This is a genomic window from Pseudomonas sp. SYWMCR5 (assembly GCF_057197165.1).
Map to the genome: position 1 here is coordinate 195460 of NZ_JBXUNH010000001.1, position 26788 is coordinate 222247.

The 26788-nt window shown below is 65.1% G+C and carries 17 protein-coding genes; 13 read left to right on the forward strand and 4 right to left on the reverse strand.

Annotated features, from left to right (window positions below):
* Window positions 1–19: 19 nt before the first annotated feature.
* A complete protein-coding gene (locus AC2CGW_RS00840; protein WP_484573383.1) occupies window positions 20–12973 on the reverse strand; it encodes a non-ribosomal peptide synthetase in 12954 nt (4317 codons plus the stop codon).
* 317 nt (window positions 12974–13290) lie between these two features.
* On the opposite strand from AC2CGW_RS00840, the gene AC2CGW_RS00845 reads away from it, so the two are divergent.
* Window positions 13291–13824 carry an RNA polymerase factor sigma-70 gene (locus AC2CGW_RS00845; RefSeq protein WP_186666333.1) on the forward strand — a complete coding sequence of 178 codons (534 nt, stop codon included), beginning with the start codon at window positions 13291–13293 and terminating at the stop codon, window positions 13822–13824.
* 81 nt (window positions 13825–13905) lie between these two features.
* On the opposite strand, the gene AC2CGW_RS00850 is transcribed toward AC2CGW_RS00845, so the two are convergent.
* Window positions 13906–14928, reverse strand: a complete 1023-nt coding sequence (locus AC2CGW_RS00850; RefSeq protein WP_186666335.1) for a GNAT family N-acetyltransferase — start codon at window positions 14926–14928, stop codon at window positions 13906–13908.
* A gap of 64 nt (window positions 14929–14992) precedes the next feature.
* Window positions 14993–15793 carry a substrate-binding periplasmic protein gene (locus AC2CGW_RS00855; protein WP_186666337.1) on the reverse strand — a complete coding sequence of 267 codons (801 nt, stop codon included), beginning with the start codon at window positions 15791–15793 and terminating at the stop codon, window positions 14993–14995.
* A gap of 205 nt (window positions 15794–15998) precedes the next feature.
* Here AC2CGW_RS00855 and AC2CGW_RS00860 point away from each other — a divergent pair, with 205 nt between their 5' ends.
* Window positions 15999–16538 carry a 3'-5' exonuclease gene (locus AC2CGW_RS00860; protein ID WP_186666339.1) on the forward strand — a complete coding sequence of 180 codons (540 nt, stop codon included), beginning with the start codon at window positions 15999–16001 and terminating at the stop codon, window positions 16536–16538.
* 74 nt (window positions 16539–16612) lie between these two features.
* The gene (ppnP, locus tag AC2CGW_RS00865; RefSeq protein WP_054894773.1) at window positions 16613–16897 is read left to right on the forward strand and encodes a pyrimidine/purine nucleoside phosphorylase; all 285 of its coding nucleotides are present in this window, start codon (window positions 16613–16615) and stop codon (window positions 16895–16897) included.
* Between the two features lie 41 nt (window positions 16898–16938).
* Here ppnP and AC2CGW_RS00870 read toward each other — a convergent pair whose 3' ends face one another.
* Entirely contained in the window at window positions 16939–17631 is a 693-nt protein-coding gene (locus AC2CGW_RS00870; RefSeq protein WP_484573384.1) for an alpha/beta family hydrolase, read from the reverse strand.
* Between the two features lie 49 nt (window positions 17632–17680).
* On the opposite strand from AC2CGW_RS00870, the gene ccoN (AC2CGW_RS00875) reads away from it, so the two are divergent.
* The 10 genes from ccoN (AC2CGW_RS00875) to AC2CGW_RS00920 all read left to right on the forward strand — a co-directional run bounded on the left by ccoN (AC2CGW_RS00875) (window position 17681) and on the right by AC2CGW_RS00920 (window position 26743).
* On the forward strand, window positions 17681–19105 hold the full coding sequence (ccoN, locus tag AC2CGW_RS00875; RefSeq protein ID WP_186666341.1) for a cytochrome-c oxidase, cbb3-type subunit I: 1425 nt from the start codon (window positions 17681–17683) through the stop codon (window positions 19103–19105).
* 13 nt (window positions 19106–19118) lie between these two features.
* Complete coding sequence (gene ccoO / locus AC2CGW_RS00880) at window positions 19119–19727, forward strand: cytochrome-c oxidase, cbb3-type subunit II (protein WP_186666343.1); 609 nt, start codon at window positions 19119–19121, stop codon at window positions 19725–19727.
* Between the two features lie 5 nt (window positions 19728–19732).
* A complete protein-coding gene (locus tag AC2CGW_RS00885; RefSeq protein WP_054894769.1) occupies window positions 19733–19924 on the forward strand; it encodes a cbb3-type cytochrome oxidase subunit 3 in 192 nt (63 codons plus the stop codon).
* On the forward strand, window positions 19921–20862 hold the full coding sequence (gene ccoP / locus AC2CGW_RS00890; RefSeq protein ID WP_186719900.1) for a cytochrome-c oxidase, cbb3-type subunit III: 942 nt from the start codon (window positions 19921–19923) through the stop codon (window positions 20860–20862). Before AC2CGW_RS00885 ends, ccoP (AC2CGW_RS00890) begins: the two co-directional genes overlap by 4 nt.
* A gap of 398 nt (window positions 20863–21260) precedes the next feature.
* The gene (gene ccoN, locus AC2CGW_RS00895; RefSeq protein WP_054894767.1) at window positions 21261–22703 is read left to right on the forward strand and encodes a cytochrome-c oxidase, cbb3-type subunit I; all 1443 of its coding nucleotides are present in this window, start codon (window positions 21261–21263) and stop codon (window positions 22701–22703) included.
* Window positions 22703–23311: a cytochrome-c oxidase, cbb3-type subunit II gene (gene ccoO / locus AC2CGW_RS00900; RefSeq protein ID WP_054894766.1), complete on the forward strand. Its 609-nt coding sequence runs from the start codon at window positions 22703–22705 to the stop codon at window positions 23309–23311. Before ccoN (AC2CGW_RS00895) ends, ccoO (AC2CGW_RS00900) begins: the two co-directional genes overlap by 1 nt.
* 5 nt (window positions 23312–23316) lie before the next feature.
* Entirely contained in the window at window positions 23317–23514 is a 198-nt protein-coding gene (locus AC2CGW_RS00905) for a CcoQ/FixQ family Cbb3-type cytochrome c oxidase assembly chaperone (RefSeq protein ID WP_054894780.1), read from the forward strand.
* The gene (gene ccoP, locus AC2CGW_RS00910; RefSeq protein ID WP_186666351.1) at window positions 23511–24491 is read left to right on the forward strand and encodes a cytochrome-c oxidase, cbb3-type subunit III; all 981 of its coding nucleotides are present in this window, start codon (window positions 23511–23513) and stop codon (window positions 24489–24491) included. The genes AC2CGW_RS00905 and ccoP (AC2CGW_RS00910) overlap by 4 nt, the downstream gene beginning before the upstream one ends.
* Before the next feature lie 290 nt (window positions 24492–24781).
* Window positions 24782–26197, forward strand: coding sequence for a cytochrome c oxidase accessory protein CcoG (ccoG, locus tag AC2CGW_RS00915; protein WP_065862014.1), 1416 nt, complete (start codon window positions 24782–24784; stop codon window positions 26195–26197).
* A 15-nt stretch (window positions 26198–26212) separates the two neighbouring features.
* Entirely contained in the window at window positions 26213–26743 is a 531-nt protein-coding gene (locus tag AC2CGW_RS00920) for a FixH family protein (protein WP_186666353.1), read from the forward strand.
* Window positions 26744–26788: the final 45 nt, after the last annotated feature.

Below are 26788 nucleotides of genomic sequence, written 5' to 3' on the forward strand. Positions count from 1 at the left end.
GCATCGCGCCCCTCTTTGCTCAAAGCCCCTCGAGCTCCGCCATCAGATCACTCAACCGATCCACCTTATCCTCATCCAGCGCACTGCCCTGCAACCCTTCGACATACACCGCCAGCTCTTCCACGGTGCTGCACTCGAACATCGCCCGCAGCGGCACATTCAGTTGCAGACGCTTCTGCACGCGTGAGGCAATCTGCGTGGCCAGCAACGAATGCCCGCCTAGTTCGAAGAAGTTGTCGCGCACCCCGACCCGCTCAGCCTTGAGCACCTCGCCCCAGATAGCGGCCAGGGTCTCTTCCAGCTCGCTGCGCGGCGCCAGGTAGTCCTGGCTGTGCTGGCCACCGATCTCGATGACCGGCAGCGCCTTGCGATCGAGCTTGCCATTGGCATTGTGCGGCAGGTTATCGAACCAGGCCCAGTGCAGCGGCACCATGTACTCCGGCAACTCGGCACGCAGACGCTGCTTGATCTGCTCGAGCAGACCCGCATCGGCCACCACGCCCTGGTGGGCGACCAGGTAGCCAACCAGATGCTTGCCATTGGCGCCCTCCTGGACACCGACTGCCGCATCGCGAATCTGCGGCTGCTCATGCAGGCGCGCTTCGATTTCGCCAAGCTCGATACGGTAGCCGCGGATCTTCACTTGGTGGTCAATACGCCCGACATATTCGAGCACACCATCGGCACGGCGCCGCGCCAGGTCGCCGGTGCGATACAGGCGCTCGCCCGGCGCGCCATGCGGATGCGGGATGAAGGCCAGGGCCGTACGCACCGGATCGCCAACATAACCACGACCGACACCCGTGCCGGCCACGCACAGCTCGCCTACCGCGCCCAACGGTACCAGCGTCTGCTCTTCGCCGTAGAGGTACAAGCGGTTGTTGTCGGTCGGGGTGCCGATGGGCAGGTAGCTGCCGCGGGTCGAGTCGGCATCGACGCGGAAGAACGCCACATCGTCAGAGCATTCGGCCGGGCCATAGGCGTTGACCAGGCCGATCTGCGGATAGCGCTCCAACCACTGGGCGGCCAGCTCCGGAGGCATCGCCTCGCCGGTCGGCAGCATCCAGCGCAGGCCATCCAGCGCCTGGTGGTCGTTGGCCAGCATGCCCTGGATCAACGAAGGCACGCTTTCCAGCACAGTGATGCCACGGGCCTGGACATGCGCCAGCAAGCCCTGTGGATCGTGGGCAATGGCATTCGGCACGATCTCGACACTGGCCCCGAACAGCGGTGCTGCCAGGAATTGCCACACCGAGATGTCAAAGCTCTGCGAGGCGGTCTGGGCGATCACGTCGTGTTCGTCCAGCGCCAGGTACGGCACCTTGCTCAGCTGGTTGTTGAGCATGCCGCGCTGCTCGACCATCACGCCCTTGGGCAGCCCGGTGGAGCCTGAGGTATAGATCACATAGGCCAGGTTGTCCGGCCCGCTGTGGATACCCGGGTTGTGGCCCGCGACCTGGCTGGCCTGGATATCCTCCCACACCAGCAGCTTCGGCCGTACCGCCCCGCTCAGCTCGTCGAGCAACTGACCCGCCTGCTCGGCACAGGCGGCGCTGCACACCAGTACTGGCGTGCGGCTGAGCTCGACGATACGCTGCAGACGCGCCGAGGGCAGGCCCGGATCCAGCGGCAGGTACCCCGCACCGGCCTTGAAGCTGCCAACTATCATGCCCAGCAGCGGCAGGCCACGCTCGGCCAGCAAGGCGACGGGCTGATCGATGTTCACACCGGCCGCGACCAGGGCATGCCCCAGGCGGTTGGCGGCCAGGTTGAGCCCGGCATAGTCGTAGGACGCCTCCAGGCAACGGGCAGCGATACGCTCGGGGTGCGCTGCGACGCGCGCCTCGAACAGCTCGACGTAGCTCTGCTCCAGGGTGTAGGCGTGCTCGGTGCGGTTGCAGTCCTCGAGCAGGAAGCGCTGCTCGTCGGCCCCCAGCAGTGGCAGTGCCTGCACCTCACCCTCGAAGCCTTCGACCAACGCCAGCAGCAGGCGCTTGAACTCGGCCAGCAGGCGCTCGACGGTCGGGTAGTCGAAGTAGCGCTGGTCGAACGACAGGTGAAGGCCCAGGTCATCGCCCGGGTAGCACACCGCCGTCAGCGGGAAGTTGGTGTGGGTACGGCCCGAGTCGGAGCTGGCGTTCAGGTGTTGGGCGTGGTCAAGCACATTGCTCTCGACCGGCGCGTTTTCAAACACGAACAGGCTGTCGAACAGCGCCTGCCCCTTGGGCAGCTCGCTGCATTCCTGGATCGCCACCAGCGGCAGGTACTCGTATTCGCGCAACTGCATGTTGCGATCGAGCAGGCCTTGCAGCCACTGACGCACGCTCTGGCGCTCGCCGGCTGCCGGCAACTGCACACGCAAGGCGATGCTGTTGATGAACAGGCCGACCGTGCGTTGCATCTGCGGCATGCTCACCGGGCGCCCGGCAACGGTCACCCCGAACACCACGTCGCGCTCGCCGCTGTAGCGGGCCAGTACCAGTGCCCAGGCCGCCTGGGCAAAGGTGTTGACGGTCAGTTGATGAGCCTGCGCCAGTTCACGCAGACGCGCCCCCTCGCTCACCTCGAGGCGGGTGTAGCAATCGCCGACGACCATGCCGTCCCCGGCGTGGTCATGGCGCAGCGGGCGGTCGCTGGGGATCGCCGTGGCGCGTTCGAAACCGGCCAGGTTGGCCTGCCACCACTGGCGTGCTTCGTCCAGGTCCTGGCGCTGCAGCCAGCCGATGTAGTCGCGATAGCGCGGCGGCACCGGCAGCTGCGCGGCACGGCCTTCGCCCAGCGCCTGGTAGATCTCGAAGAAATCGTTCATCAGCAACGAGCGGCACCAGGCATCGATGAGGATGTGATGGTTGCTCATCATGAACCAGTAGCGCTCATCGGCCACGCGCACCAGGCGCAGGTGGAACGGTGCCTCGCGCAGCAACTCGAATCCGGCTTCGCGCTCCTGCTTGTGCAGGGCCTGCAGGCGTTGCTCCTGGCTGGCGTCGTCCAGCTCGCGCCAGTCCTGGTAGTCCACCTGGGTCTTGCCCGCCTTGTGGATGATCTGCAGCATCGCTTCACCCGCGTTCCAGCTGAACGATGCGCGCAGCGCCTCATGGCGTGCGACCACCGCCTGCCAGGCCTGGGCGAAACGCTCGGGGTCCAGCGCACTGTTGATGCGGTAGCGGTCCTGCATGTAGTAGATGCCGGTGCCCGGTTCTAGCAGGGTGTGCAGCAGCAGCCCCTCCTGCATCGGCGTCAGCGGGTAGACATCCTCGATTTCGGCTGCCGGCACCGGCAAGGTATCGATCTGCTCCTGGGTCAGTTGGGCCAGCGGGAAGTCCGACGGCGTGAAGCTACCGTTGCCCTCGCCCAGACAGTGGGCAACCAGCGCCAGCAGTTCCTGGCGATAGGCTTCGGCCAGCTCGGCGATGGTCGTTTCGTCGTAGCGCTCGGCACTGAAGGTCCAACGCAGTTGCAAGGCACCACCATAGACCTGGCCATCCACGCTCAGCCAATTGGGCAGTGGAGCATCCAGGTCATGGGCCAGGCCCGCCGGGGTATCCAGCGGCTGGAACACGGCATTGGTGTCGAACTGCTGATCGAACTGCCCCAGGTAGTTGAAGGTGATGCGTGCCTGTGGCAACGCCGCCATGCGCTCACGCCCCGCAGTATCGGCCAGGTAGCGCAGCACGCCATACCCCAGCCCTTTGTGCGGCACCTGGCGCAGTTGTTCCTTGATGCCCTTGATCGAAGCACTGCGCGCGGCATCGTCGTTACCGGCTGCCGGGCTCAGGCTCAGCGGATAGGCGTTGGTGAACCAGCCGACGCTGCGGGTCAGGTCGATGTCTTCGAACAGCCCTTCGCGACCATGCCCCTCAAGCTGTACCAGCACCTGCTCATCGCCGCTCCAGTGGCTCAGGGTGCGGGCCAGGGCGGTCAGCAGCAAGTCGTTGACCTGGGTGTGATAGGCCGCTGGTGCCTGCTGCAGCAGTTGGCGGGTCTGCTCGGTGTCGAGCTCGATAGCCAGGGTGCGGGCATGGCGGTGCAGGTTGCCGCCCTGCGGGTGATCGCACGGCAGTTCGCGGCGCACACGTCCCAGTTGCCCCTCCCACCAGTCCAGCTCGTCACGCAGCGAGTCGCTGCCGGCATAGCTGGCCAGGCGCGCCGACCAGTCGCCCATGGCATGGGTCTTGGCCGCCAGGGTTTCACCGCAATACAGCGCCTGCAGGTCTTCGAGCAACACACGCCAGGACACGCCGTCGACCACCAGGTGGTGGATGGCCAGCAGCAAGCGTTGCTCGCCTGCGCCATCGGTCAGCAGCAGGCCGCGCAACAGGGGCCCTTGCTGCAGGTCGAGGCTGCGCTGCACGTCGGTATAGAGCGCCTGGCAATCACTGAAGTCAGCGACTGTCGCCGTCCACAGCAGCGGCTGGGCACTCGCCTGGTCGTATTCGCCCTGCCAGCGATCTGCGGCCTGGAGGAAGCGCAGGCGCAGACTGTCGTGATGCTGCACCAGCGCCGCCAGTGCAGTCTCCAGCCGTTCGGCGTGCAGCGGCTTGCGTGCTTGCAGCAGCACCGCCTGGTTCCAGTGCTGTGGCTGTGGCACCTCGCTGTCGAAGAACCAATGCTGGATCGGGGTCAGACCGATACGGCCCTGACGCGCCCCCTGCTCCACATGCGTCGGCGCCGCGCCATGGGTGACCACGGCTGCCAGGGTCTGGATGGTCTGGTGCTGGAACAGGTCGCGCGGGGTGAACTGCAGGCCCAACTGACGGGCGCGGCTGACCACCTGGATCGACAGGATCGAGTCACCGCCCAGTTCGAAGAAGTTGTCCTGTACCCCCACGCGGGAAACGTTGAGCACCTCACACCAGATCCGCGCCAACTGCGTCTCCAGCTCATTGGTCGGCGCCTGGTAAAGCTGGTGTGCCTGCTCGAGGTCCGGCGCTGGCAGCGCCCGCCGGTCGAGCTTGCCATTGCCCATCAGCGGCAGGCGCTCGAGCAGCACCAGGTGCGCAGGCACCATGTAGTCAGGCAGGTGCTGGCGGGCATGGGCCTTCACCGCCTCGCGCAGGTGCGCCTGGGCCTCGCTGCCACCTTTGGCCTGATCACAGACCAGGTAGCCCACCAGTTGCTTGCCGCCCGGCAGGTCGAGGGCCAGGACCACGGCCTCCTCGACATCGGCGTGCTCCTGCAGGCGGCTTTCGATCTCGCCCAGCTCGATGCGGAAACCACGGATCTTCACCTGTTGGTCAGCCCGGCCGATGTACTCGACCAGCCCGTCGGCGCGCAGGCGCACCAGGTCGCCGGTGCGATACAGCCGGCCACCGCCATGGCTGAAGGGGTCGGCGACGAAACGTTCGGCCGACAGCCCCGGACGGTCGTGATAGCCCTGGGCGAGGCCCGCGCCACCGACATACAGCTCACCAATGCCACCCTGGGGCAACAGCGCCAGGTCCTCGTCGAGAATGTAGCCGATGCGCGCCCCGATCATGCGGCCAATCGGCACGCTGCCCGCATCGGCTGACAAGGTTTCGGGTGCCAGGCATGCCAGCGGCATGACCACGGTTTCGGTCGGGCCGTAGGCATTGAAGAACTGCTGCGGAGCAAAGGCCTGACGGATGCGCTGCAGGTGTTCGCCCGTCAGCGCCTCGCCGCCGGTGATCACCAGACGCACCGGCAGTTGCTCGCCACGCGCGGCCAGGAACTGCGCCAACTGGCTACCGTAGCTCGGGGTGAAACCGAGAATGCTCACCTGCTGCTCGCGCACCAGGTCGCAGATCTCTTCGGCGCCCCATTGCCCTTGGGCACGCAGCACCACCCGTGCCCCACACAACAGCGGCGTGAGCAGGCGTTCGCTGGCAGCATCGAAGTTGATCGAATAGAAATGCAGCTCGCAATCGTCGCTGCGCATGCCGAAGTCGGCGATCACCGCCTGGCAGTGCATGGCGATCTCGCCATGGCTGACTACCACGCCCTTGGGCTTGCCGGTTGAGCCGGAGGTGTAGATCAGGTACGCCTGGTGCTGCGGCAGGTTGAGGTTGTCCAGTGGCGCATCGCTGTAGGCAGACAGCGATGCGGCGTCGTCCTCCAGGCTCCAGGTGAGCACACCGGCCGGCAGCTCGCCGAGGGTCGCGAGCAAGTCGCGTTGGCCGATCAGCAGGCCCAGGCGGCTGTCCTCGATCATGTAGTGCAGGCGCTCGAGCGGGTATTCCGGATCGAGCGGCACATAGGCACCACCGGCCTTGAGGATCGCCAGCAGGCCGACCACCATCTGCGTCGAGCGCTCCAGCGCCAGGCCCACCCGCACCTGCGGGCCGACACCCCGCTCACGCAGGGCACGGGCCAGCCGGTTGGCCTGCTGATCGAGTTCGGCGTAGCTCAGGTGCTGGCCGGCAAAGGTCAGCGCCAGTGCCTGGGGCGTGCGCTCGACCTGGGCGGCGAACAGCCCGTGCAGGGTCTGGTCGAGGTCGAAGTCCTGCTCGCCCTGAAGTTGACCGACCAGCTCCTGCTGCTCGGCGCCCGACAGCATCGGCAGTTCGCACAGGCGCTGCTGCGGATCGTCCAGCATCGCAGCCAGCAACTGCTGCAAGTGTTCGGCCATGCGCGCGATGCGCGGCTCATCGAACAGGTCGCGGCTGTAGGTCAGGCAGCAGCCCAGTCGGCCGTCCAGGTCGGTGACTTCCAGGTACAGGTCGAACTTGGTGGCGCTGGCGTCGTTGACCAGGTAATCCACCTGCATGCCCGCCAGTGTGCGGCTTTGCTGGAAAACCCAGCGCTGCACGTTGCACATCACCTGGAACAACGGGTTGTAGGCACTGCTGCGCGGCGGCTGCAGGGCTTCGACCAATTGTTCGAACGGCAAGTCCTGGTGCGACTGGCCGTCGATGATGGTCTGGCGCATCTGCTCGAGCAACGCGGCGGCGCTCATCTGCCCATCCAGTTCGCAACGCAGCACCTGGGTGTTGAGGAAGGCACCGATCAGCCCCTCGCTTTCCGGACGGATGCGATTGGCCACCGGCGCGCCGATACGCAGGTCACGCTGGCCGCTGTAGCGGTGCAGCAGGGCGGCCAGCGAGGCGGTCATGGTCATGAACAGGGTCAGCCCACGCTGGCTGTTGAACGCATGCACACGCTCGACCAGCGCCGGGTCGAGGTCGAAGCGGTACAGCTCGCCGCGATGGCTCTGCACCGCGGGGCGCGGGCGGTCGGTCGGCAGTGCCAGCACCGGGTGCTCGTCGCCCAGGCGTGCTTTCCAGTAGTCGAGCTGGCGCGCGCCCTCGCCGCCTTCGAGCCACTGGCGCTGCCAGACGCTGTAGTCCAGGTACTGCACCGGCAGCGGCGGCAGCGGCGATTCGCGTTCGTCGACGAAGGCTTCGTAGAGCTCGCCCAGCTCGCGGGCGAAGATGTCCATCGCCCAACCCTCGGTGACGATATGGTGCAGGGTCAGGACGAAATAGTGCTCACGCTCCTGCACCTTGACCAGGCAGGCGCGCAGCAACGGACCACGCTCCAGGTCGAACGGCTGGTGCGCCTGTTCGTCAGCCAGTTGCTGCAGGCGTTGCTGGCGATTGTCGGCCGGCAGCGTGCTGAAGTCCTGCCAGTCCAGGTGCAGGCTGCTGTCGTCGGCCACGCACTGGTAGGGCTTGCCGTCGATGCTGGGGAAGGTGGTGCGCAGGGTTTCGTGGCGTACGATCAACGCCTGCAGGGCACGTTCGAAGGCGTCCACATGCAGCGCGCCGCGTAGACGCGCCATGCCGCCGACGTTGTATGCGGGGCTGTCCGGTTCCATCTGCCATAGGAACCACATGCGCTGTTGCGAGTACGACAGCGGCACGGCCTGACGGCGGTCGACTCGGGCGATCTCGCCCTGCAGGTTGCACCCACCGCTGGCGCGGATCCGCGCGATCTCGGCGCAGAAGGCGCCCAGCCCACTGGCCTCGAACAGCGCCTTGAGCGGCAGTTCGACGTCGCAGGCCTGACGGCAGCGCGAAACGACCTGGGTGGCCAGCAGCGAGTGGCCACCAAGGGCGAAGAAGTCGTCCTGCAGGCCTACCCGGGGCAGGTTCAGCACCTCGCGCCAGATCGCCGCCACCTGCTGCTCCAGCGCGGACTGCGGTTCGACGTGTTGGCGTTGCTGCCAGACCGGCGCCGGCAGCGCCTTGCGATCGACCTTGCCGCTCGGGCCCAGTGGCATCTGCGCCAGGTGAACCAACTGCGCTGGCACCATGTAGGCGGGCAGTTGCGCGCCGAGGGTAGCGAGCAAGGCGGCACTCTGCTCGACACCGCTGTAGTAGCCGACCAACTGCGCGCCGACGGCGTCCCGGTGGATCAGCACCAGCGCCTGCTCGACACCTGGCTGGGCCAGCAGCACCGCCTGGACCTCTTCAGGCTCAACGCGGAAGCCGCGCACCTTGACCTGCTGGTCGAGGCGCCCGAGGTATTCCAGCGCACCGTCGTGCACCAGCCAGCGCACGCGGTCGCCGCTGCGGTACAGACGCTGGCCGTCGCCATCGGGCTGCGGCACGAAACGCTCGGCGGTCAGGCCCGGGCGCCCGAGGTAGCCACGGGCCAGGCCTGCGCCACCGAGGCACAGCTCGCCCGGCACGCCCGGTGCGGTCAGTTCGAATTCATCATCCAGCACACGGCACAGCACATTGGCCAGCGGACGGCCGATGGGCGAGCGCTCGCCATCCTCGCGCTGGCTGTGCCAGTGGGTGACGTTGATCGCGGTCTCGGTCGGGCCATAACGGTTGTGCAACTGCACCTGGGGCAGCAACGCCAGGGCTCGGTCGCGCAGGCTGGCAGGCAACGCCTCGCCACCGGAGAACAGCCGCCGCAGGCTGGTGCAGCCTGCGGCCAGCGGTTCCTGGACAAACACCTGCAATAGCGGCGGTACGAAGTGCAGTGTGGTCACGCCATGCTGCTGCACCAGCGCGGCGATGCGCTGTGGATCGCGATGTTCACCGGGGCCGGCCAGCACCAGGCGGCAGCCGGTGACCAGCGGCCAGAAGCATTCCCACACCGACACGTCGAAGCTGATCGGTGCCTTCTGCATCAGCACGTCGTGCTCGTCCAGCGCATAGGTGGCCTGCATCCATTGCAGGCGTTCGGCCAGGGCCGCGTGGGTGTTGCCCACGCCCTTGGGCTGGCCGGTGGAGCCGGAGGTATAGATCACATAGGCCAGGTGCTCGCCTTCCAGGTGCAGGCCTGGGGCCTGGCTGGGCCAGGTGTCCAGGTGCAACTGGTCCAGCGCGATGGTACTGACGCCCTCGACCTGGGGCAGGCGCTCGAGCAAGTTGCTCTGGCTCAGCAGCAGGCCCGCGCCACAGTCGGCGAGCATGTAGGCCAGGCGTTCGGCCGGGTAGTCGACGTCCAGCGGCACATAGGCGCCGCCCGCCTTGAGGATCGCCAGCAGGCCGACCAGCAGTTGCGGCGAGCGTTCTACAGCGATGGCCACGCATGTGTCCGGGCCGACACCCTTGTCACGCAGGTACTGGGCCAGACGGTTGGCCTGCTGGTGCAGGCTGGCGTAGTCGAGCTGACCGCCCTCCCACACCAGGGCGATGCGCTCCGGTGTCAGGCGTGCCTGTTCGTTGAGCTGCTCGACCAGCAAGGTCTTGGCGGGCTCGACCGGCGCCTGGCCCCAGGCGAGCAGTTGTGCGCGGGCTGGCTCATCCAGCAGTTGTACCTCGCCCACAGCCAGTTGCGGCTGCGCGCAGACCTGCTCGAGCAGCGCCAGCAGGTGCTGGGCCAGACGCTTGACCGTGCTGGCTTCGAACAGCTCGGCGGCGTAGTCGAAGGCCAGTGTCAGCCGGCCCTGGTGATCTTCCTCACTGTGCAGTTGCAGGTCGAACTTGGCCTCGCGGCTGTGCCAGGGCAGTTCTTCGGCAAGCAGGCCGGGCAGGCGACGCAGCGCGGACAGGTCGCGCTGCTGGTGGTTGAACATGACCTGGAACAGGCCCTGCTCGCGAGCCTGTGGGAGTGCTTCGAGCAGTTGTTCGAATGGCAGGTCCTGGTGCGCCTGGGCGCCAAGGGTGCGTTCGCGCACCTGGGCCAGCAACTGGTCGAACGGCGTACGGCCGTCGAACTCGGCACGCATGACCTGGGTGTTGATGAAGAAGCCGACCATGGCCTGGGTCTCCAGGCGCGGGCGGTTGGCGTTGGGGACGCCGACGCGGATGTCGGACTGGCCGCTGTATCGCTGCAGCAAGGCTTGCCAGCCCGCCAGCAGGACCATGAACAGGCTCGCCTGCTGGTCACGGGCCAGGCCCTTGAGCGCTTCGCCGAGCTTGGCTGGCACTTTCATGTTCAGGCGCGCGGCACGCTGCTCGCGCAGTGCCGAGCGCGGATGGTCGGTGCACAGGTCGAGCACCGGCAAGTCGTCGCCCAGTTGCGCCGTCCAGTATTCCAACTGGCGCGCAGCCTCGCCCTCTGCCAGCCACTGGCGCTGCCAGGTGCCGTAGTCGGCGTAACCCAGCGCCAGGGGCGCAAGGCTAGCCTGCTGGCCCTGGCAGTGTGCGGCGTAGAGTCGGGCGAACTCTTCGAGCAGGATATTCAGCGACCAACCGTCGGCGACGATGTGATGCAGGGTCACCCACAGTTGGTGCTCCTCATCGCCCAGGCGTGCCAGGGTCACACGCAGCAGCGGGCCCTCGCGCAAGTCGAACGGCTGGCGGGCCTCATGTTCGCGACGGTTGGCGATCTCGCTGGCGTCCAGCCCCTCGAGATCGGCACGCTGCAAGGTAAATTCGGCGTGCGCCAGCACATGCTGCAGGGCCTCGCCAGCCACTTCGCTGAAACGCGTGCGCAGGGACTCGTGGCGCTCGACCAGCGCCTGGAAGCTCGCCTGCAGCGCCGCCTCGTCCAACTCGCCACGCAGGTGCAGGCCGGCTGGAATGTTGTAGGCAGCGGACTGGGGCTCAAGTTGCCACAGCAACCACAAGCGGTTCTGCGCCAGCGACTGCGGCAATGCCTTGGCGCGGTCGAGGGTGGCGATGGCGCCGGTTCCCTGCCCGCCCTGCTCCAGCACGCAAGCCACCGCGGCACTGTAGTCGGCCAATACCGGCGCCTCGAACAAGGTACGCAGGCTGAGCGTGATGCCCAGCTCGTCGGACAGCCGCGCGGTGACCTGGGTGGCGGCGATGGAGTTGCCGCCCAGCAGCAGGAAGTGATCGTCCGCCGCCACCGCCTCCACCTTGAGCAGTTCGCGCCACACTGTCGCGATGCGCGCCTGCAGGGCATCGCCTGAGGTGCCTTGCTCGGCGGATGCTTCATCGGCCGGGAAGCGGGCGTAGCAATCGAGGCTGCCGTCGTTCATGCGCAGGCGGCAAGCCGAGCGCTGCAGCTTGCCGCTGGAGGTCTTGGGCAGTGCCCCCGGATTGAGCAGCAACACCACCGCCGGCGCCTGGCGGCAGGCGTCGGCGATGACCTGGCGCAGGGTCTTGATCAGCGCCTCGGGGGGCATTGCCTTCTGCACGTTGCGGCTGACTTCCACCGCCACGCCGATGCCCTCTTCGCCCCGGTCGTCCACGGCGAACACCGCCACGCGCCCCTTGCGCAACACCTCGACCTCACGTTCGAGGGTCTTCTCCAGATCCTGCGGATAGAGATTCTGGCCACGCACGATCAGCATGTCCTTCAGCCGCCCGGTGACGAACACCTCGCCATCGCGCATGAAGCCCAGGTCGCCGGTGCGCAGCCAGGTCTGGCCGTCCATCTCGACAAAGGTACGTGCCGTGGCCTCGGGGTTGCGCCAGTAGCCCAGCGCAATGCTTGGGCCACCGGCCCAGATTTCACCCACCCGGTTATCGCCCAGCACAGCGAGTTGCTGCGGTTCGACGATACGCACCGCATGGCCCGGCTGCGGATAGCCGCAGCTCATCAGCACGCTGCCCTTGCCAGACTCGGCGCGGTTGGCGGCGAAGGCCTCGGCATCGAGCTCCAGCGCGCCGATGCCCTGGCCGCGTCGGCTGCCGCTGACGAACAGCGTGGCTTCGGCCAGCCCGTAGCTGGCGAAGAAGCTGCTCGCCTGGAAGCCGCAGGCGGCGAACTTGCTGGCGAAGGTTTCGAGGCTGTCCTGGCGGATCGGCTCGGAACCAGAGTAGGCCACGCGCCAGCGGCTCAGATCGAGCCCGGCCAAGGCCGCTTCGCTGACCCGCTCGCTGCACAGGCGATAGGCGAAATCCGGGCCGCCGCTGATGGTGCCGCCGTATTCGCTGATCGCCTGCAACCAACGCAGGGGCCGGGCAAGGAAGTAGCCCGGCGACATCAGCACACAGGGCACGCCGCTGAAGATCGGTTGCAGCAAGCCGCCGATCAGGCCCATGTCGTGGTACAGCGGCAGCCAGCTGACGATCACGTCGTCGGGGTTGAGGTCGATGCCGAAGCCCTGGCGGATCAACTGCTCATTAGCCACCAGATTGCCATGGCTGACCTGCACCCCCTTGGGCAGTGCGGTGGAGCCGGACGTGTACTGCAGGAAGGCGATGTGCTCGCCGGCCAGCGCCGGCTCACGCCAGTCGTCGGCCAATTCCGGGGCCAGGCGGTCCACCGCCAGCAGGCCTGGGGCTGCCTCCGTCGCCAGGGCGTCGAGGCCCTGCAAACTGTCATGAAGCGCTTCTACCGTCAGCAGCAGACGCGGCTGGGCATCGTCGATGATCGACAGCAGGCGCTCCTGATGGTGTTGGCGCGAAGACTCCGGCGGATAGGCCGGCACTGCGATCACCCCGGCATACAGGCAGCCGAAGAACGCCGCGACATAGTCCGGACCACTGGGGAACAGCAGGATCGCGCGGTCGCCGAATGCGGCACGGGCCTGCAGGGCGGCGGCGATGGTACGGGCGCGCTGGTCCAGCTCGCGGTAGCTGAGCACCGCCTGTTCGCGGGGATCGTCGGCCAGAAAGCGCAAGGCGATCCGGTCCGGGGTCGCCGCGGCGCGTTGCGCCAGGGCCTGGACCAGCGTGAGCGGGAGTTCGAAGGCGTCCGTCATGGAGTGTTCCTGCCAGTGTCTGGGTAAGTCGGGCCGGGGCCGGGCCAGGTGCGCAAGGCACGCAGGGCGGGCGGCAGTCGGCGGCCGGATGTACACAGGGGAACGGATGGGCCGGAGAAATAATTAGAAACGTCGCTGGCCTGCCGACGACGTTCACACAGGGGTCATGGAGGGGGTGGAGCTTAGACCGCAATCGAATAGAGACTCACTTACTTCTGTATTTGACAATCATTATCATTATGAATAGTTTGTCGCACGTCGTAGGAAGCATCGCCAAACGGTGTGCTCCCTTTCCCCACAGAGACAAGGTGATTTCCATGGCGGAACAACTATCCACAAGTAAGTGCGATTCACCATTACTCCAGGCGTTCGTCGACAATCGCAGCATCCTCGTCAAGATTGCCGCCCGTATCACGGGCTGTCGGTCGCGCGCCGAGGATGTGGTGCAGGATGCCTTCTTCCGGCTCGGTTCCGCGCCGCAGATCACGTCCTCGTTCAAGGCCCAGCTCAGCTATCTGTTCCAGATCGTGCGCAACCTGGCCATCGATCACTACCGCAAGCAGGCGATGGAGCTGAAGTACTCGGGTAGCGAGGAAGAAGGCATGAATGTGGTGATCCAGAATGCCTCGCCAGAATCCACCCACATCAACCTTGCGACCCTCGAACACATCGCCGAAGCGCTCAACGAGCTGCCCCAGCGCACGCGCTACGCGTTCGAGATGTACCGCCTGCACGGCGTGCCGCAAAAAGACATCGCCAAGGAGCTCGGGGTCTCGCCGACGCTGGTCAACTTCATGATCCGCGACGCGCTGATCCACTGCCGCAAGAACAGCCGCCAGGCCGAGGGCTGACCGCCTCACAGGTACCGCGCACAGCGCACAGTACCTGCCCAGCGTGGCCGGGCCGCCCAGCGGCCCACGCCCTGCGTGCCGCTAGACCAGCGCGCAGCGATCGAAGAATCGCTCACGCCCCAGGATCATCAACGCCGCCCGCTTGTGCGGGAAATCGAACTCTTTCTCGCAGTGGAAGCACTGATCGTGCATGTAGCCGATCATCTTGCCGTTGTCGGCGCGCGGCTCGGCGACCACCTGCTGGGTGCGCGGGTCGTCGAGGAACAGGTAGTGCACCAGCGCCGACATCCAGCTCGCCACCTTGTGCGGGCCACGGTGCGCCTGTTCGCCCACGAGCATGTGGATACCGCGGTCGTAGTCATCGGCCGGATAGAACGGCGCGATGCGGTCTTCCTTGGCCCAATAGGCTTCGAAGTAGGCGAACGGCTCATCGTCGAAACAGCCGATGAGCGTCAGGGTGTGCGGGTCTGCCTCGAGCTTGCTCAGGTATTCGCGGTGCTGCTCCAGGCTGCCCTGTTCCTGCCAGAAGTGCGCGACCCGCGGCTCGTTCTGCCAACGGTTGAAGCGGGCCAGGTCCTGCTCGACTTCCAGGGTGCGCAGCGACACCCACGCCCCCAGGCGCGCATCGAAACGGCGATACACCTCGCCCCGGGGCTTGGGCGCGCGGCGCGGATGGCGCTTGCCGTTGCTGATCTGCATCTGCTGCGGGTAGACACCGCTCTGTACCTCGCCAAGCCAGGGCTGCGGCAACTGCCAGAACAGCGCCCGCTCGCAGATCAATACGTCCGCTTGCTCGCTGGCGACCAGCAAGCCGCTCGCCAGCAGCGCCGGCAGCCACGCTGGCGTCTTCGGCAAATGCCAGGCCAGGCGCTGGCAGGCGGGGTCGCGCGACAGCAGCCAGTAGCAGGCGGCCCACAGGGCCTGGGCGCCGCGATCCGGGCAGACGGTTTCCAGGTGAACCTGCACGGGGTCGGCGGGCACCAGGCGCACCTGGATCAGCGGGCGGCCCTCCAGGGTCAGACTCAACCGGGAAGCGGTCTCGTCGCCTTGCAGGCTGTGCCATCGCGGAAGGGAAAGCGGCGTCGAAGCGGCATCGAAAGGCATGGTCATGGCTCACGCAAAAATGGGATCACACTCAAGTGTCTGAACGTGATCGCCGCCCGGGAATTTAATTGCGCGGCGTTTGCACGGTGATCCGATAAGGGCCGAAAAGCGCCGCCAGCTCACCGCTGTCGCGCAGGCGCTGCATCAGTTGGGCGAAGGCTTCGGCGCGGATCGGCGCGTCAGGGCGCAGCAGTGCGTAGTGATGGTAGACCTGATCGACCCGCTCCGAGGCCAGCAGCTCGCTGTCCTTGGTCGGGTTGCGCTTGAGGTAGTCACTCAGGTACGAGCGGGTCACCAGGGCAATGTCCGCGCGCTCGCGTTGCACCATCGACAGGTTGCTGTCGTGGGAGTACGAGAGGATGGCCCGGAAGGTCTTCTTCAGGTACTCGGGGTCGGGATTGAAATCGGCAAACGCGTAGTGATAGCCGTTGAACAACGCCAGGCGCTTGCCTTTGAGGTCATCGAAATAATGCTGGTCACGCCCGGCCTGACGATGGGCGACGAAGATCTCGGCATCTTCCAGGCCCATGTCGACCGCCGTGTGCGGGATCTGCTGCCAACCCCATTGCGGGTTCTCGAAGATCGCCATGTCGGTGCGCGCTTGCTGGAAATCACCGAAGCGGCGCGGGATCGAGGTTGGCACCAGAACGAAACGGTAACCAGCCTGGAGCTGGTTCAGCGCCTCGGCGAACTGCGGCAGCAACCCTGTATCGGCACCCTGCTCCGGACGCACCGTGTAAGGCGGGAAATGCGCGGCCCCGATCCGCACCTCCACCACGTCGGCGGCACAGGCCGGCCCTGCCAGCCACAGTGCAGCGAGCATCATCAGGGATGACAGGGCCTTGAGGGCGGGCGGTGGCGTCAAGTGAGGCACTCAAATCACGGGTTTGGACCTTGATGCGCCTAAGCTAGGCGTTTTCCTGTCAGGGCACAACCGCTGGTTATGCCAAAATAGCGGCATTCTGCCAGGGGATGCCGTAAGGGTTCTGGATTGGCTACGCTCTAGGGGCCCGCGGCCCTGCCCTCTCGTCCGACGCCGCGGACCACAGCGTCTTGCAAGGGAGCCTGGTATGGGCCATTGGCTGGTCATCGACCTGGAAGCCACCACCGACGACGGTGGCTGGCCGGTCACCGAGATGGAAATCATTGAAATCGGCGCAAGCCTGGTCACTCGCGAAGGTCGCGAGGTCGATCACTTCCAGCGCTTCGTCAAGCCGCGGCGGCGTCCGCAACTGACACCCTTCTGCCGTGAGCTGACGCACATCGGCCAGGCCAGTATCGACAGCGCGGCGTCGTTCGCCGAGATCTGGGAGCAGTTCGAACGCTGGCTGGGCCATCATCGGGCGCAGTTGCAGGCCTGGGTCAGTTGGGGCGACTACGACCGCCAGCAGTTGCTGCAGGAATGGCAGCAGCACCAGGTCAACAGCCTGCTGGCGCAATTGCCGCACATCAATCTCAAGCAGCGCTTCGCCAAGGCCCGTCACCTGCAGCGTCCCACCGGCCTGAACGGTGCACTGCAACTGGCCGGCATGCAGTTCGTCGGGCAACAGCACCGGGCGCTGGAGGATGCACGCAATACCGCACGGTTGCTGCCCTTGAGCCTCACCTGAAAGCAGATGACGAGCGCGCAGGGCTTGGGCATACTGGCCAGCCTTTTTTCAGCCCTTCTGTTCAGGAGTCGCCCATGTTCCAGGTCAACGAGTACTTCAACGGCACCGTCAAGTCGATCGCCTTCGCAGGCGAAGAAGGTCCGGCCACCGTGGGCGTGATGGCCCCGGGCGAATACGAGTTCGGCACCGCCAAGCGCGAGATCATGCACGTGGTGTCCGGCGCCCTGATCGTCAAGCTGCCGGGCAGCGACAACTGGGAAACCTTCAACGCAGGCGACAAGTTCAATGTGCCGGCCGACAGCAAGTTCCAGCTGCAGGTGAAGGTCGATACCGCTTACCTGTGCGAGTATCGCGACTAAGCATCAGGCTCTTCGCGGGCTTGCCCGCGAAGAATCCAGCGCTAACCCTTCAGAAACCCCGCCACCTTCTCAGCCGCCGCCTGCAGATGCTGCTCATGGCTGAACCCTGAAGCTTTCAGCGGCTTCAGATCATGATCCCCCGCCACCAGCCAGTTCACCTCGATCGCCGTTGACAGTTCATACCCCTGAACCGCCTCGCGATTGCCCAGTGCATCCCGCTCGCCCTGGACGATGAGCGTGGGCGTCTTCAGCCCGGCCAGATGCTCGACCCGCGGTTTCTCCGGCTTGCCCACGGCATAGAACGGATACCCCAGGCACACCAGCACATCCGCCTCCAACTCATCGGCCAGCAAACTGGCCATCCGTCCGCCCATCGACTTGCCGCCAATGGCCAAGATACCCGTGACCAATGGTCGCACCTGCCTATACACCTCGCGCCAGCACTCGAGCAGCACCTTCTGCGGATTGGGCGGACGCTTGCCGCCGTTTATCCGGCGCTCGGCCATGTAGGGAAATTCGAAGCGGATCACCCCGACCCCAAGCCCCGCCAGCCTTTGCGCAATCTCGTCCATGAACGCGCTGTCCATCGGCGCCCCCGCGCCGTGGGCCAGGATCAGTGTGCAGGAACGCCCCTGATCGCCTCGGATTTGCGGAGGATCGACGCGCAAGCCTGGGACATTTCCCACTTGGGCCCATTGATCCCCGTCAATACCGGCACATTGCCCATCTTTCATGCTTGCCTCGCTGTTTAGCCTGCCTATAACCGTGGATGGGAACCCATACATGAACACAACCAGCAGTACCGCCTACAACTACAAGGTGGTCCGCCAATTCGCCATCATGACGGTGGTGTGGGGCATCGTCGGCATGGGGCTCGGTGTCTTCATCGCCGCGCAACTCGTGTGGCCGAGCCTCAACTTCGACCTCCCCTGGACCAGCTTCGGCCGTCTGCGACCGCTGCACACCAACGCAGTGATCTTCGCCTTCGGTGGCTGTGCCCTGTTCGCCACCTCCTATTATTCGGTGCAGCGCACCTGCCAGACCATCCTCTTCGCGCCTAAATTGGCCGCATTCACCTTCTGGGGCTGGCAACTGGTGATCCTGCTGGCGGCAATCAGCCTGCCACTGGGCTACACCAGCTCCAAGGAATACGCCGAACTGGAATGGCCGATCGACATCCTGATCACCATCGTCTGGGTCTGCTACGCCATCGTGTTCTTCGGCACGCTGATGAAGCGCACCACCAAGCACATCTACGTGGGCAACTGGTTCTTCGGTGCCTTCATCCTCACCGTGGCGATCCTGCACATCGTCAACAACCTGGAGATGCCGGTCAGCCTGACCAAGTCGTACTCGGTCTACGCCGGGGCCACCGACGCCATGGTGCAATGGTGGTACGGCCACAACGCCGTAGGTTTCTTCCTGACCGCAGGCTTCCTGGGGATGATGTACTACTACGTGCCCAAGCAGGCCGAGCGACCGGTGTATTCCTATCGCCTGTCCATCGTGCACTTCTGGGCGCTGATCACCCTGTACATCTGGGCCGGCCCCCACCACCTGCACTACACCGCCCTGCCCGACTGGGCCCAGTCACTGGGCATGATCATGTCGCTGATCCTGCTCGCACCGAGCTGGGGCGGGATGATCAACGGCATGATGACCCTCTCCGGTGCCTGGCACAAACTGCGCAGCGACCCGATCCTGCGCTTCCTCGTGGTGTCGCTGGCGTTCTACGGCATGTCGACCTTCGAAGGCCCGATGATGGCGATCAAGACCGTCAACGCCCTCTCCCACTACACCGACTGGACCATCGGCCACGTCCACGCCGGCGCCCTGGGCTGGGTGGCGATGATCTCCATCGGCGCGCTGTACCACACCATTCCCAAGGTGTTTGGCAAGCAGCAGATGCACAGCGTCGGCCTGATCAACGCGCACTTCTGGCTGGCGACCATCGGCACCGTGCTCTACATCGCCTCGATGTGGGTCAACGGCATCGCCCAGGGCCTGATGTGGCGCGCGGTCAACAGCGACGGCACGCTCACCTACTCGTTCGTCGAAACCCTGGTGGCCAGCCACCCCGGCTTCATCGTGCGCTTCGTCGGCGGGGCGATCTTCCTCAGCGGCATGTTCCTGATGGCCTGGAACACCTGGCGCACCGTGCGTTCGCCAGCGCTCGACGCCGCCCCTGCGAACGCCCAGCTGGCTTGAGGAGACACGCCTGATGAAACATGAAGTCATCGAGAAAAACGTCGGCCTGCTGGCCTTGCTGATGGTGTTCGCCGTCAGCATCGGCGGCCTCACGCAGATCGTCCCGCTGTTCTTCCAGGACGTCACCAACAAGCCGGTCGAGGGCATGAAGCCCTACACCGCGCTGCAACTGGAAGGCCGTGACATCTACATCCGCGAAGGCTGCGTGGGCTGCCACTCGCAGATGATCCGTCCGTTCCGCGCCGAAACGGAGCGCTATGGCCACTACTCGGTGGCCGGTGAAAGCGTGTGGGATCACCCCTTCCTCTGGGGTTCCAAGCGTACCGGCCCGGACCTGGCCCGCGTCGGTGGACGCTACTCGGACGACTGGCACCGCGCGCACCTGTACAACCCGCGCAACGTGGTACCGGAATCGAAGATGCCGGCCTACCCGTGGCTGGTCGCACAACCGGTCGACAACAGCCACACCGACACCAAGCTGCGTGTACTGCGCACCCTCGGCGTGCCCTACACCGACGAGGACATCGCCAGCGCCCGCGACGCGGTCAAGGGCAAGACCGAGATGGATGCGTTGGTCGCCTACCTGCAGGTGCTGGGCACCTCGATCAAGAATAAGAGGTAAGCACGATGGAATTCGACATCGGCATGATCCGCGGCCTCGGCACCCTGGTGGTGATGATCGCCTTCATCGGCCTGTCGCTCTGGGTGTTCAACCGCCGCCGCGACCGTGATTTCGCCGAAGCGCGCCTGCTGCCCTTCGACGACGACCGCCTGCCCCCTGCCGGGCAGGAACCTGCCATGAGGAGTAACGGGCAATGACCACCTTCTGGAGTACGTACATCAGCGTACTGACCATCGGCAGCCTGATCGGCCTGACCTGGTTGCTGCTCGCCACACGCAAGGGCCAGAGCCACGACACCAGCGACCAGACCATGGGCCACAGCTTCGACGGGATCGAGGAATACGACAACCCGCTGCCCAAATGGTGGTTCTGGCTGTTCGTCGGCACCCTGGTGTTCTCGGTGGGCTACCTGATCCTCTACCCGGGCCTGGGTAACTGGAAAGGCATCCTGCCCGGCTACGAGAACGGCTGGACCCAGGTCAACGAATGGCAGAAAGAAATGGACAAGGCCGATGCCCGCTTCGGGCCGATCTTCGCCAAGTTCGCCGCCATGCCGGTGGAGGAGGTGGCCAAGGATCCGCAGGCATTGAAGATGGGCGCACGCCTGTTCGCCTCCAACTGCTCGGTGTGCCATGGCTCGGACGCCAAAGGGGCCTATGGTTTCCCCAACCTGACTGACAAGGACTGGCGCTGGGGCGGTGAACCCGAGACCATCAAGGCCTCGATCATGAATGGCCGCCATGGCGTGATGCCAGCCTGGGCCGAGGTGATCGGCGAGCAGGGCGTGGCGGATGTGGCCGCCTTCGTGCTGAGCAACCTGGACGGGCGCAGCTTGCCTGAAGGGATCAAAGCCGACGTGGCCAAGGGCAAGGAAATCTTCGCCAGCAACTGCGTGGCCTGCCATGGGCCGGAAGGCAAAGGCACCCCCGCCATGGGCGCCCCCGACCTGACCCACCCGCAGGCGTTCATCTACGGTTCGAGCTTCGCCCAGTTGCAGCAGACCATCCGCTATGGTCGCCAGGGCCAGATGCCGGCTCAGGCCGAGATCCAGGGCAACGACAAGGTGCACCTGCTGGCGGCTTATGTGTATAGCCTGTCCCATGATGAAAATGCTGAAACGCTGACAGCCCAGTAATACCCCGCAAATCCCTCCTGTGGGAGCGGCGGCCCGCCCTCCCGCAGGGGCGCGCCGCTCCCCCTCCCTTGCACCCCCTCCGAACGGAACTAAGCTTGTTGCCACAGTGGCCTCGCGTTGTAGCGATGCCATCGACGCGGCGCATTGCCTGACGCCGCGCGCCAAAAAGGCATCAAAAAAAAAGCTTGACCGATCGATCAGAAAAAGGTGAAAAACGGTACACATTACAGATATTTATTTGTGTACAATCGTTCGACCCGAAACGCCACGGGACGGTGGTGGGCAGGGTATGGACACGGGTCGGCGCAGGGTACCTTGCGTTGCCATAGCCATCGCGGCTATCGAGACTGGCGCCGATTTTTCCACCAACAAGAACACCTAAACCGTGGAACCTTAGCATGAGCACAGCAATCAGTCCGACTGCTTATAACTATAAGGTCGTCCGCCAGTTCGCCATCATGACGGTGGTCTGGGGGATCCTTGGCATGGGCCTCGGCGTCTTCATTGCATCGCAACTGGTGTGGCCGCAGCTCAACTTCGACCTGCCCTGGACCAGCTTCGGACGCCTGCGCCCGCTGCACACCAACCTGGTGATCTTCGCCTTCGGCGGCTGTGCCCTGTTCGGCACCAGCTACTACGTGGTGCAGCGCACCTGCCAGACCCGGCTGATCTCCGACGGCATGGCCGCCTTCACCTTCTGGGGCTGGCAGGCGGTGATCCTCGGCGCGCTGATCACCCTGCCGATGGGCTACACCACCACCAAGGAATACGCCGAGCTCGAATGGCCCATCGCAATCCTGCTGGCCATCGTCTGGGTCACCTATGCCGTGGTGTTCTTCGGCACCATCGTCAAGCGCAAGACCAAGCACATCTACGTGGGCAACTGGTTCTACGGCGCCTTCATCGTGGTCACCGCGATGCTGCACATCGTCAACCACATCTCGCTGCCGGTCAGCCTGTTCAAGTCGTACTCAGCCTACGCCGGTGCCACCGACGCGATGATCCAGTGGTGGTATGGTCACAACGCCGTGGGCTTCTTCCTCACCACCGGCTTCCTGGGGATGATGTATTACTTCGTGCCCAAGCAGGCGGAGCGGCCGATCTACTCCTACCGCCTGTCGATCGTGCACTTCTGGGCGCTGATCACCCTGTACATCTGGGCCGGCCCCCACCACCTGCACTACACCGCCCTGCCCGACTGGGCGCAGTCGCTGGGCATGGTGATGTCGATCATCCTCCTGGCCCCGAGCTGGGGCGGCATGATCAACGGCATGATGACCCTCTCCGGTGCCTGGCACAAACTGCGCACCGACCCGATCCTGCGCTTCCTGGTGGTCTCCCTGGCCTTCTACGGCATGTCGACCTTCGAAGGGCCGATGATGGCGATCAAGACGGTCAACTCGCTGTCGCACTACACCGACTGGACCATCGGCCACGTCCACGCCGGCGCCCTGGGCTGGGTGGCGATGATCTCCATCGGCGCGGTGTACCACATGATTCCGAAGCTGTACGGCCGCGAGCAGATGCACAGCGTCGGCCTGATCAACGCGCACTTCTGGCTGGCGACCATCGGCACCGTGCTGTACATCGCCTCGATGTGGGTCAACGGCATCACCCAGGGCCTGATGTGGCGTGCGATCAACGATGACGGCACCCTCACCTACTCCTTCGTCGAAGCGCTGCAGGCCAGCCATCCGGGCTATATCGTCCGCGCACTGGGCGGTGCCTTCTTCGCCTCGGGCATGTTGCTGATGGCCTACAACGTGCTGCGCACGGTACGCGCTGCCAATCCGGCGCAGGCCGATGAAGCCGCCAAGATCGTCGTCGTGGGAGCGCACTGATGAAGCATGAAGCAGTCGAGAAGAACATAGGCCTGCTGGCCTTCTTCATGGTCATCGCCGTGAGCATCGGCGGCCTGACGCAAATCGTCCCGCTGTTCTTCCAGGACGTCACCAACAAGCCGGTCGAAGGCATGAAGCCGCGCACCGCGCTGGAAGTCGAAGGCCGCGACATCTACATCCGCGAAGGCTGTGTAGGTTGCCACTCGCAGATGATCCGCCCGTTCCGCGCCGAGACCGAACGCTATGGCCACTACTCGGTGGCCGGTGAAAGCGTGTGGGACCACCCCTTCCTCTGGGGCTCCAAGCGTACTGGCCCGGACCTGGCCCGCGTCGGTGGGCGCTACTCGGACGACTGGCACCGCGCGCACCTGTACAACCCGCGCAACGTGGTGCCGGAGTCGAAGATGCCCGCCTACCCGTGGCTGGTGGAAAACCACCTCGATGGCAAGGATACGGCCAAGAAGCTCGAAGTGCTGCGCACCCTCGGTACGCCCTACACCGACGAAGACATCGCCGGTGCCCGCGACGCGGTCAAGGGCAAGACCGAGATGGACGCCCTGGTGGCGTACCTGCAAGGCCTTGGCACCCTCATCAAGAGCAAACGGTGACGCTGATGGATATCGGGATGATTCGCGGCCTGGGCACCGTCGTCGTGCTGGTGGCCTTCGTGGGCCTGGCGCTGTGGGTGTTCAGCCCGCGGCGCAAGAAGGATTTCGACGAGGCCACGCAGTTGCCCTTCGCGGATGATCCCGAGGCCAGCCGGCATGTCGAGCACGCGCAAAAGAATGCTTCTGGGAGCAAACAACAATGACAACCTTCTGGAGTCTGTACGTCACCGTCCTGACCCTGGGCACCATCTTCGCCTTGACCTGGCTACTGCTGTCGACCCGCAAGGGCCAGCGCGAAGAGATCACCGACGAAACCGTCGGCCATGCGTTCGACGGTATCGAGGAGTACGACAACCCGCTGCCCAAATGGTGGTTCTGGCTGTTCGTCGGCACCATCGTCTTCGCCCTCGGCTACCTGGCGCTGTACCCAGGCCTGGGCAACTGGAAAGGCATCCTGCCAGGCTACAGCTACCTGGATAACGACAAGCAGACCGAGTTCAGCAATGGCCAGTCGGGCTGGACCGGCGTGCACGAATGGGAAAAGGAAATGGCCAAGGCCGATGCCCGCTTCGGGCCGATCTTCGCCAAGTTCGCCGCCATGCCGCTGGAAGACGTCGCCAAGGATCCGCAGGCCCTCAAGATGGGCGCACGCCTGTTCGCCTCCAACTGCTCGGTGTGCCATGGCTCGGACGCCAAGGGAGCCTACGGCTTCCCCAACCTGACCGACAGCGACTGGCGCTGGGGCGGCGAGCCGGAAACCATCAAGACCACCATCATGAATGGCCGTCATGGTGTGATGCCGGCCTGGGCCGAGGTGATCGGCGAGCAGGGCGTGGCGGATGTCGCCGCCTTCGTGCTGACCAACCTGGACGGGCGCAGCCTGCCCGAGGGCATCAAGGCCGACGCGGCCAACGGACAGAAGATCTTTGCCGCCAACTGCGTGGCCTGCCACGGCCCTGAAGGCAAGGGCACCCCCGCCATGGGCGCACCCAACCTGACTCACCCGCAGGCGTTCATCTACGGCTCAAGCTTCGCCCAATTGCAGCAGACCATTCGTTACGGCCGTCAGGGGCAGATGCCCGCCCAGGCCGAAATCCAGGGCAACGACAAGGTGCACCTGCTGGCGGCTTATGTGTACAGCCTGTCGCAGCAGGCGGAGCCGGCTCAACCGGCTGAGTAAGCCTGGGCTGGCCTCATCGCGGGACAAGCCCGCTCCCACAAGGCGGGTGCGGTACTTGTAGGAGCGGGCTTGCCCGCGATGAGGCCGGCAAATGCACCACTGGCTGACCTGGATCAATTGACACTCGCCATAACACGATTCAAACGACCACCCAACGCGACTAAACGTCGCAGCCAAGCCCTACCCTGCCATCACAGGCGTATCATGGGCCGCAGAGCGCCAACACAGGCGCGCGACCACGGCCGGCATGCACTGGCCCTGGCATTTCTCCACTGCCGTGGGACTTGATGATGAGCAAGCAGATTCCGGTACATGACGTCACCCCGCCTGCCAACAAAGGAAAGGATTCCGTCGACCTCTACGCCGCCCGAGAGAAAATCTACACCCGCGCCTTCACCGGCGTATTCCGCAGGTTGCGCATGGTCGGTGGTGCCCTGCTATTCCTGCTCTACTTCGGCACCGTGTGGCTGAACTGGGGCGGGCACCAGGCCGTCTGGTGGAACCTGCCCGAACGCAAGTTCTACATCTTTGGCGCCACCATCTGGCCGCAGGACTTCATCCTGCTGTCGGGCATCCTCATCGTCGCCGCTTTCGGGCTGTTCTTCATCACCGTGTACGCCGGCCGCGTCTGGTGCGGCTATACCTGCCCGCAGAGCGTGTGGACCTGGATCTTCATGTGGTGCGAAAAAGTCACCGAGGGCGACCGCAACCAGCGCATGAAGCTGGACAAGGCCCCCATGAGCGGCAACAAGTTCCTGCGCAAGCTGGCCAAGCACAGCCTGTGGCTGCTGATCGGCTTCGTCACCGGCCTGACCTTCGTGGGCTACTTCTCGCCGATCCGCGAACTGGTCATCGAGTTCTTCACCGGCCAGGCCGATGGCTGGGCCTATTTCTGGGTCGGCTTCTTCACCCTCGCCACCTATGGCAACGCCGGCTGGCTGCGCGAACAGGTGTGCGTGTACATGTGCCCCTATGCACGCTTCCAGAGTGTGATGTTCGACAAGGACACGCTGATCGTCTCCTACGACCCACGCCGCGGCGAAGCCCGTGGTCCGCGCAAGAAAGGCGTCGACTACAAGGCCCAGGGCCTGGGCGACTGCATCGACTGCACGATGTGTGTGCAGGTCTGCCCCACCGGCATCGACATCCGCGATGGCCTGCAGATCGAATGTATCGGCTGCGCCGCGTGCATCGACGCCTGCGACGGCATCATGGACAAGATGGACTACCCGCGCGGGCTGATCAGCTACACCACCGAACACAACCTTTCCGGGCAGAAGACCCACATGCTGCGCCCGCGCCTGATTGGCTACGCCCTGGTGCTGCTGGTGATGATCGGCGCCCTGGCCACTGCCTTCGCCACCCGTTCGCTGGTGGGCTTCGACGTCAGCAAGGACCGCGTGCTGTACCGCGAGAACGCCCAGGGCTGGATCGAGAACGTCTACAGCCTCAAGGTGATGAACAAGGACCAGCGCGACCACGTCTACGTGCTCGACGCCGCCGGCCTGCCTGGCCTGCAACTGTCCGGGCAACGCGAGATCCGCGTGGCCGCCGGCGATATCGTCAGCCTGCCGGTACAGCTGTCGGTCGCACCCGAGAAATTGCCCTCGAGCACCAACGACATCACCTTCATCCTCAAGGATGCCGACGACAACGGCACACAGGTTGAAGCCAAGAGCCGCTTCATCGGCCCACAGATCCGCTGAGAGAGACGTTCGACAATGACTGCCGCCACCGCCAACAGCCCCTGGTACAAGCACCTCTGGCCCTGGATCATCATCGGCATCCTCACCACCTCGGTGTGCCTGAGCCTGACCATGGTGAGCATCGCCGTGCGCAACCCGGACAACCTGGTCAACGACAACTACTACGAGGCTGGCAAAGGCATCAACCGCTCGCTGGACCGCGAGCTGCTGGCCCAGACGCTGAATCTCAAGGCCAGCGTGCACCTGGACGAGCTGACCGGCGAGGTGGCATTGCGCCTGACCGGCAACAGCGATCCGCAGACCCTGGAACTGAACCTGATCTCGCCGACCCAGCCGGACAAGGACCGCAAGGTCCAGCTCGCCCGTGCCGAGGCCGGGCGCTATGTCGGTCAGCTCGAAGACAAGGTCGAGGGCCGGCGCTTCGTCGAGCTGCTCGGCAACGAGAAGGGCCAGGTGTGGCGGTTGTTCGAGGAAGAGAAGGTGGAACACGGTGTGCCGCTGGAGCTGGGCGATGAAGCCCTGCAGGGCGCCGAGCACCAAGAATGAAACGCCATATCAGTTCCGACCCCGTGGGAGCGGGCTTGCCCCGCG

Excerpts from the sequence above, each read along its gene's own strand:
- AC2CGW_RS00840 (WP_484573383.1), bottom strand. The coding sequence starts at position 12,973 with ATGACGGACGCCTTCGAACTCCCGCTCACGCTGGTCCAGGCCCTGGCG.
- AC2CGW_RS00845 (WP_186666333.1), top strand. The coding sequence starts at position 13,291 with ATGGCGGAACAACTATCCACAAGTAAGTGCGATTCACCATTACTCCAG.
- AC2CGW_RS00850 (WP_186666335.1), bottom strand. The coding sequence starts at position 14,928 with ATGCCTTTCGATGCCGCTTCGACGCCGCTTTCCCTTCCGCGATGGCAC.
- AC2CGW_RS00860 (WP_186666339.1), top strand. The coding sequence starts at position 15,999 with ATGGGCCATTGGCTGGTCATCGACCTGGAAGCCACCACCGACGACGGT.
- ppnP (WP_054894773.1), top strand. The coding sequence starts at position 16,613 with ATGTTCCAGGTCAACGAGTACTTCAACGGCACCGTCAAGTCGATCGCC.
- AC2CGW_RS00870 (WP_484573384.1), bottom strand. The coding sequence starts at position 17,631 with ATGAAAGATGGGCAATGTGCCGGTATTGACGGGGATCAATGGGCCCAA.
- ccoN (WP_186666341.1), top strand. The coding sequence starts at position 17,681 with ATGAACACAACCAGCAGTACCGCCTACAACTACAAGGTGGTCCGCCAA.
- ccoO (WP_186666343.1), top strand. The coding sequence starts at position 19,119 with ATGAAACATGAAGTCATCGAGAAAAACGTCGGCCTGCTGGCCTTGCTG.
- AC2CGW_RS00885 (WP_054894769.1), top strand. The coding sequence starts at position 19,733 with ATGGAATTCGACATCGGCATGATCCGCGGCCTCGGCACCCTGGTGGTG.
- ccoP (WP_186719900.1), top strand. The coding sequence starts at position 19,921 with ATGACCACCTTCTGGAGTACGTACATCAGCGTACTGACCATCGGCAGC.
- ccoN (WP_054894767.1), top strand. The coding sequence starts at position 21,261 with ATGAGCACAGCAATCAGTCCGACTGCTTATAACTATAAGGTCGTCCGC.
- ccoO (WP_054894766.1), top strand. The coding sequence starts at position 22,703 with ATGAAGCATGAAGCAGTCGAGAAGAACATAGGCCTGCTGGCCTTCTTC.
- AC2CGW_RS00905 (WP_054894780.1), top strand. The coding sequence starts at position 23,317 with ATGGATATCGGGATGATTCGCGGCCTGGGCACCGTCGTCGTGCTGGTG.
- ccoP (WP_186666351.1), top strand. The coding sequence starts at position 23,511 with ATGACAACCTTCTGGAGTCTGTACGTCACCGTCCTGACCCTGGGCACC.
- ccoG (WP_065862014.1), top strand. The coding sequence starts at position 24,782 with ATGAGCAAGCAGATTCCGGTACATGACGTCACCCCGCCTGCCAACAAA.
- AC2CGW_RS00920 (WP_186666353.1), top strand. The coding sequence starts at position 26,213 with ATGACTGCCGCCACCGCCAACAGCCCCTGGTACAAGCACCTCTGGCCC.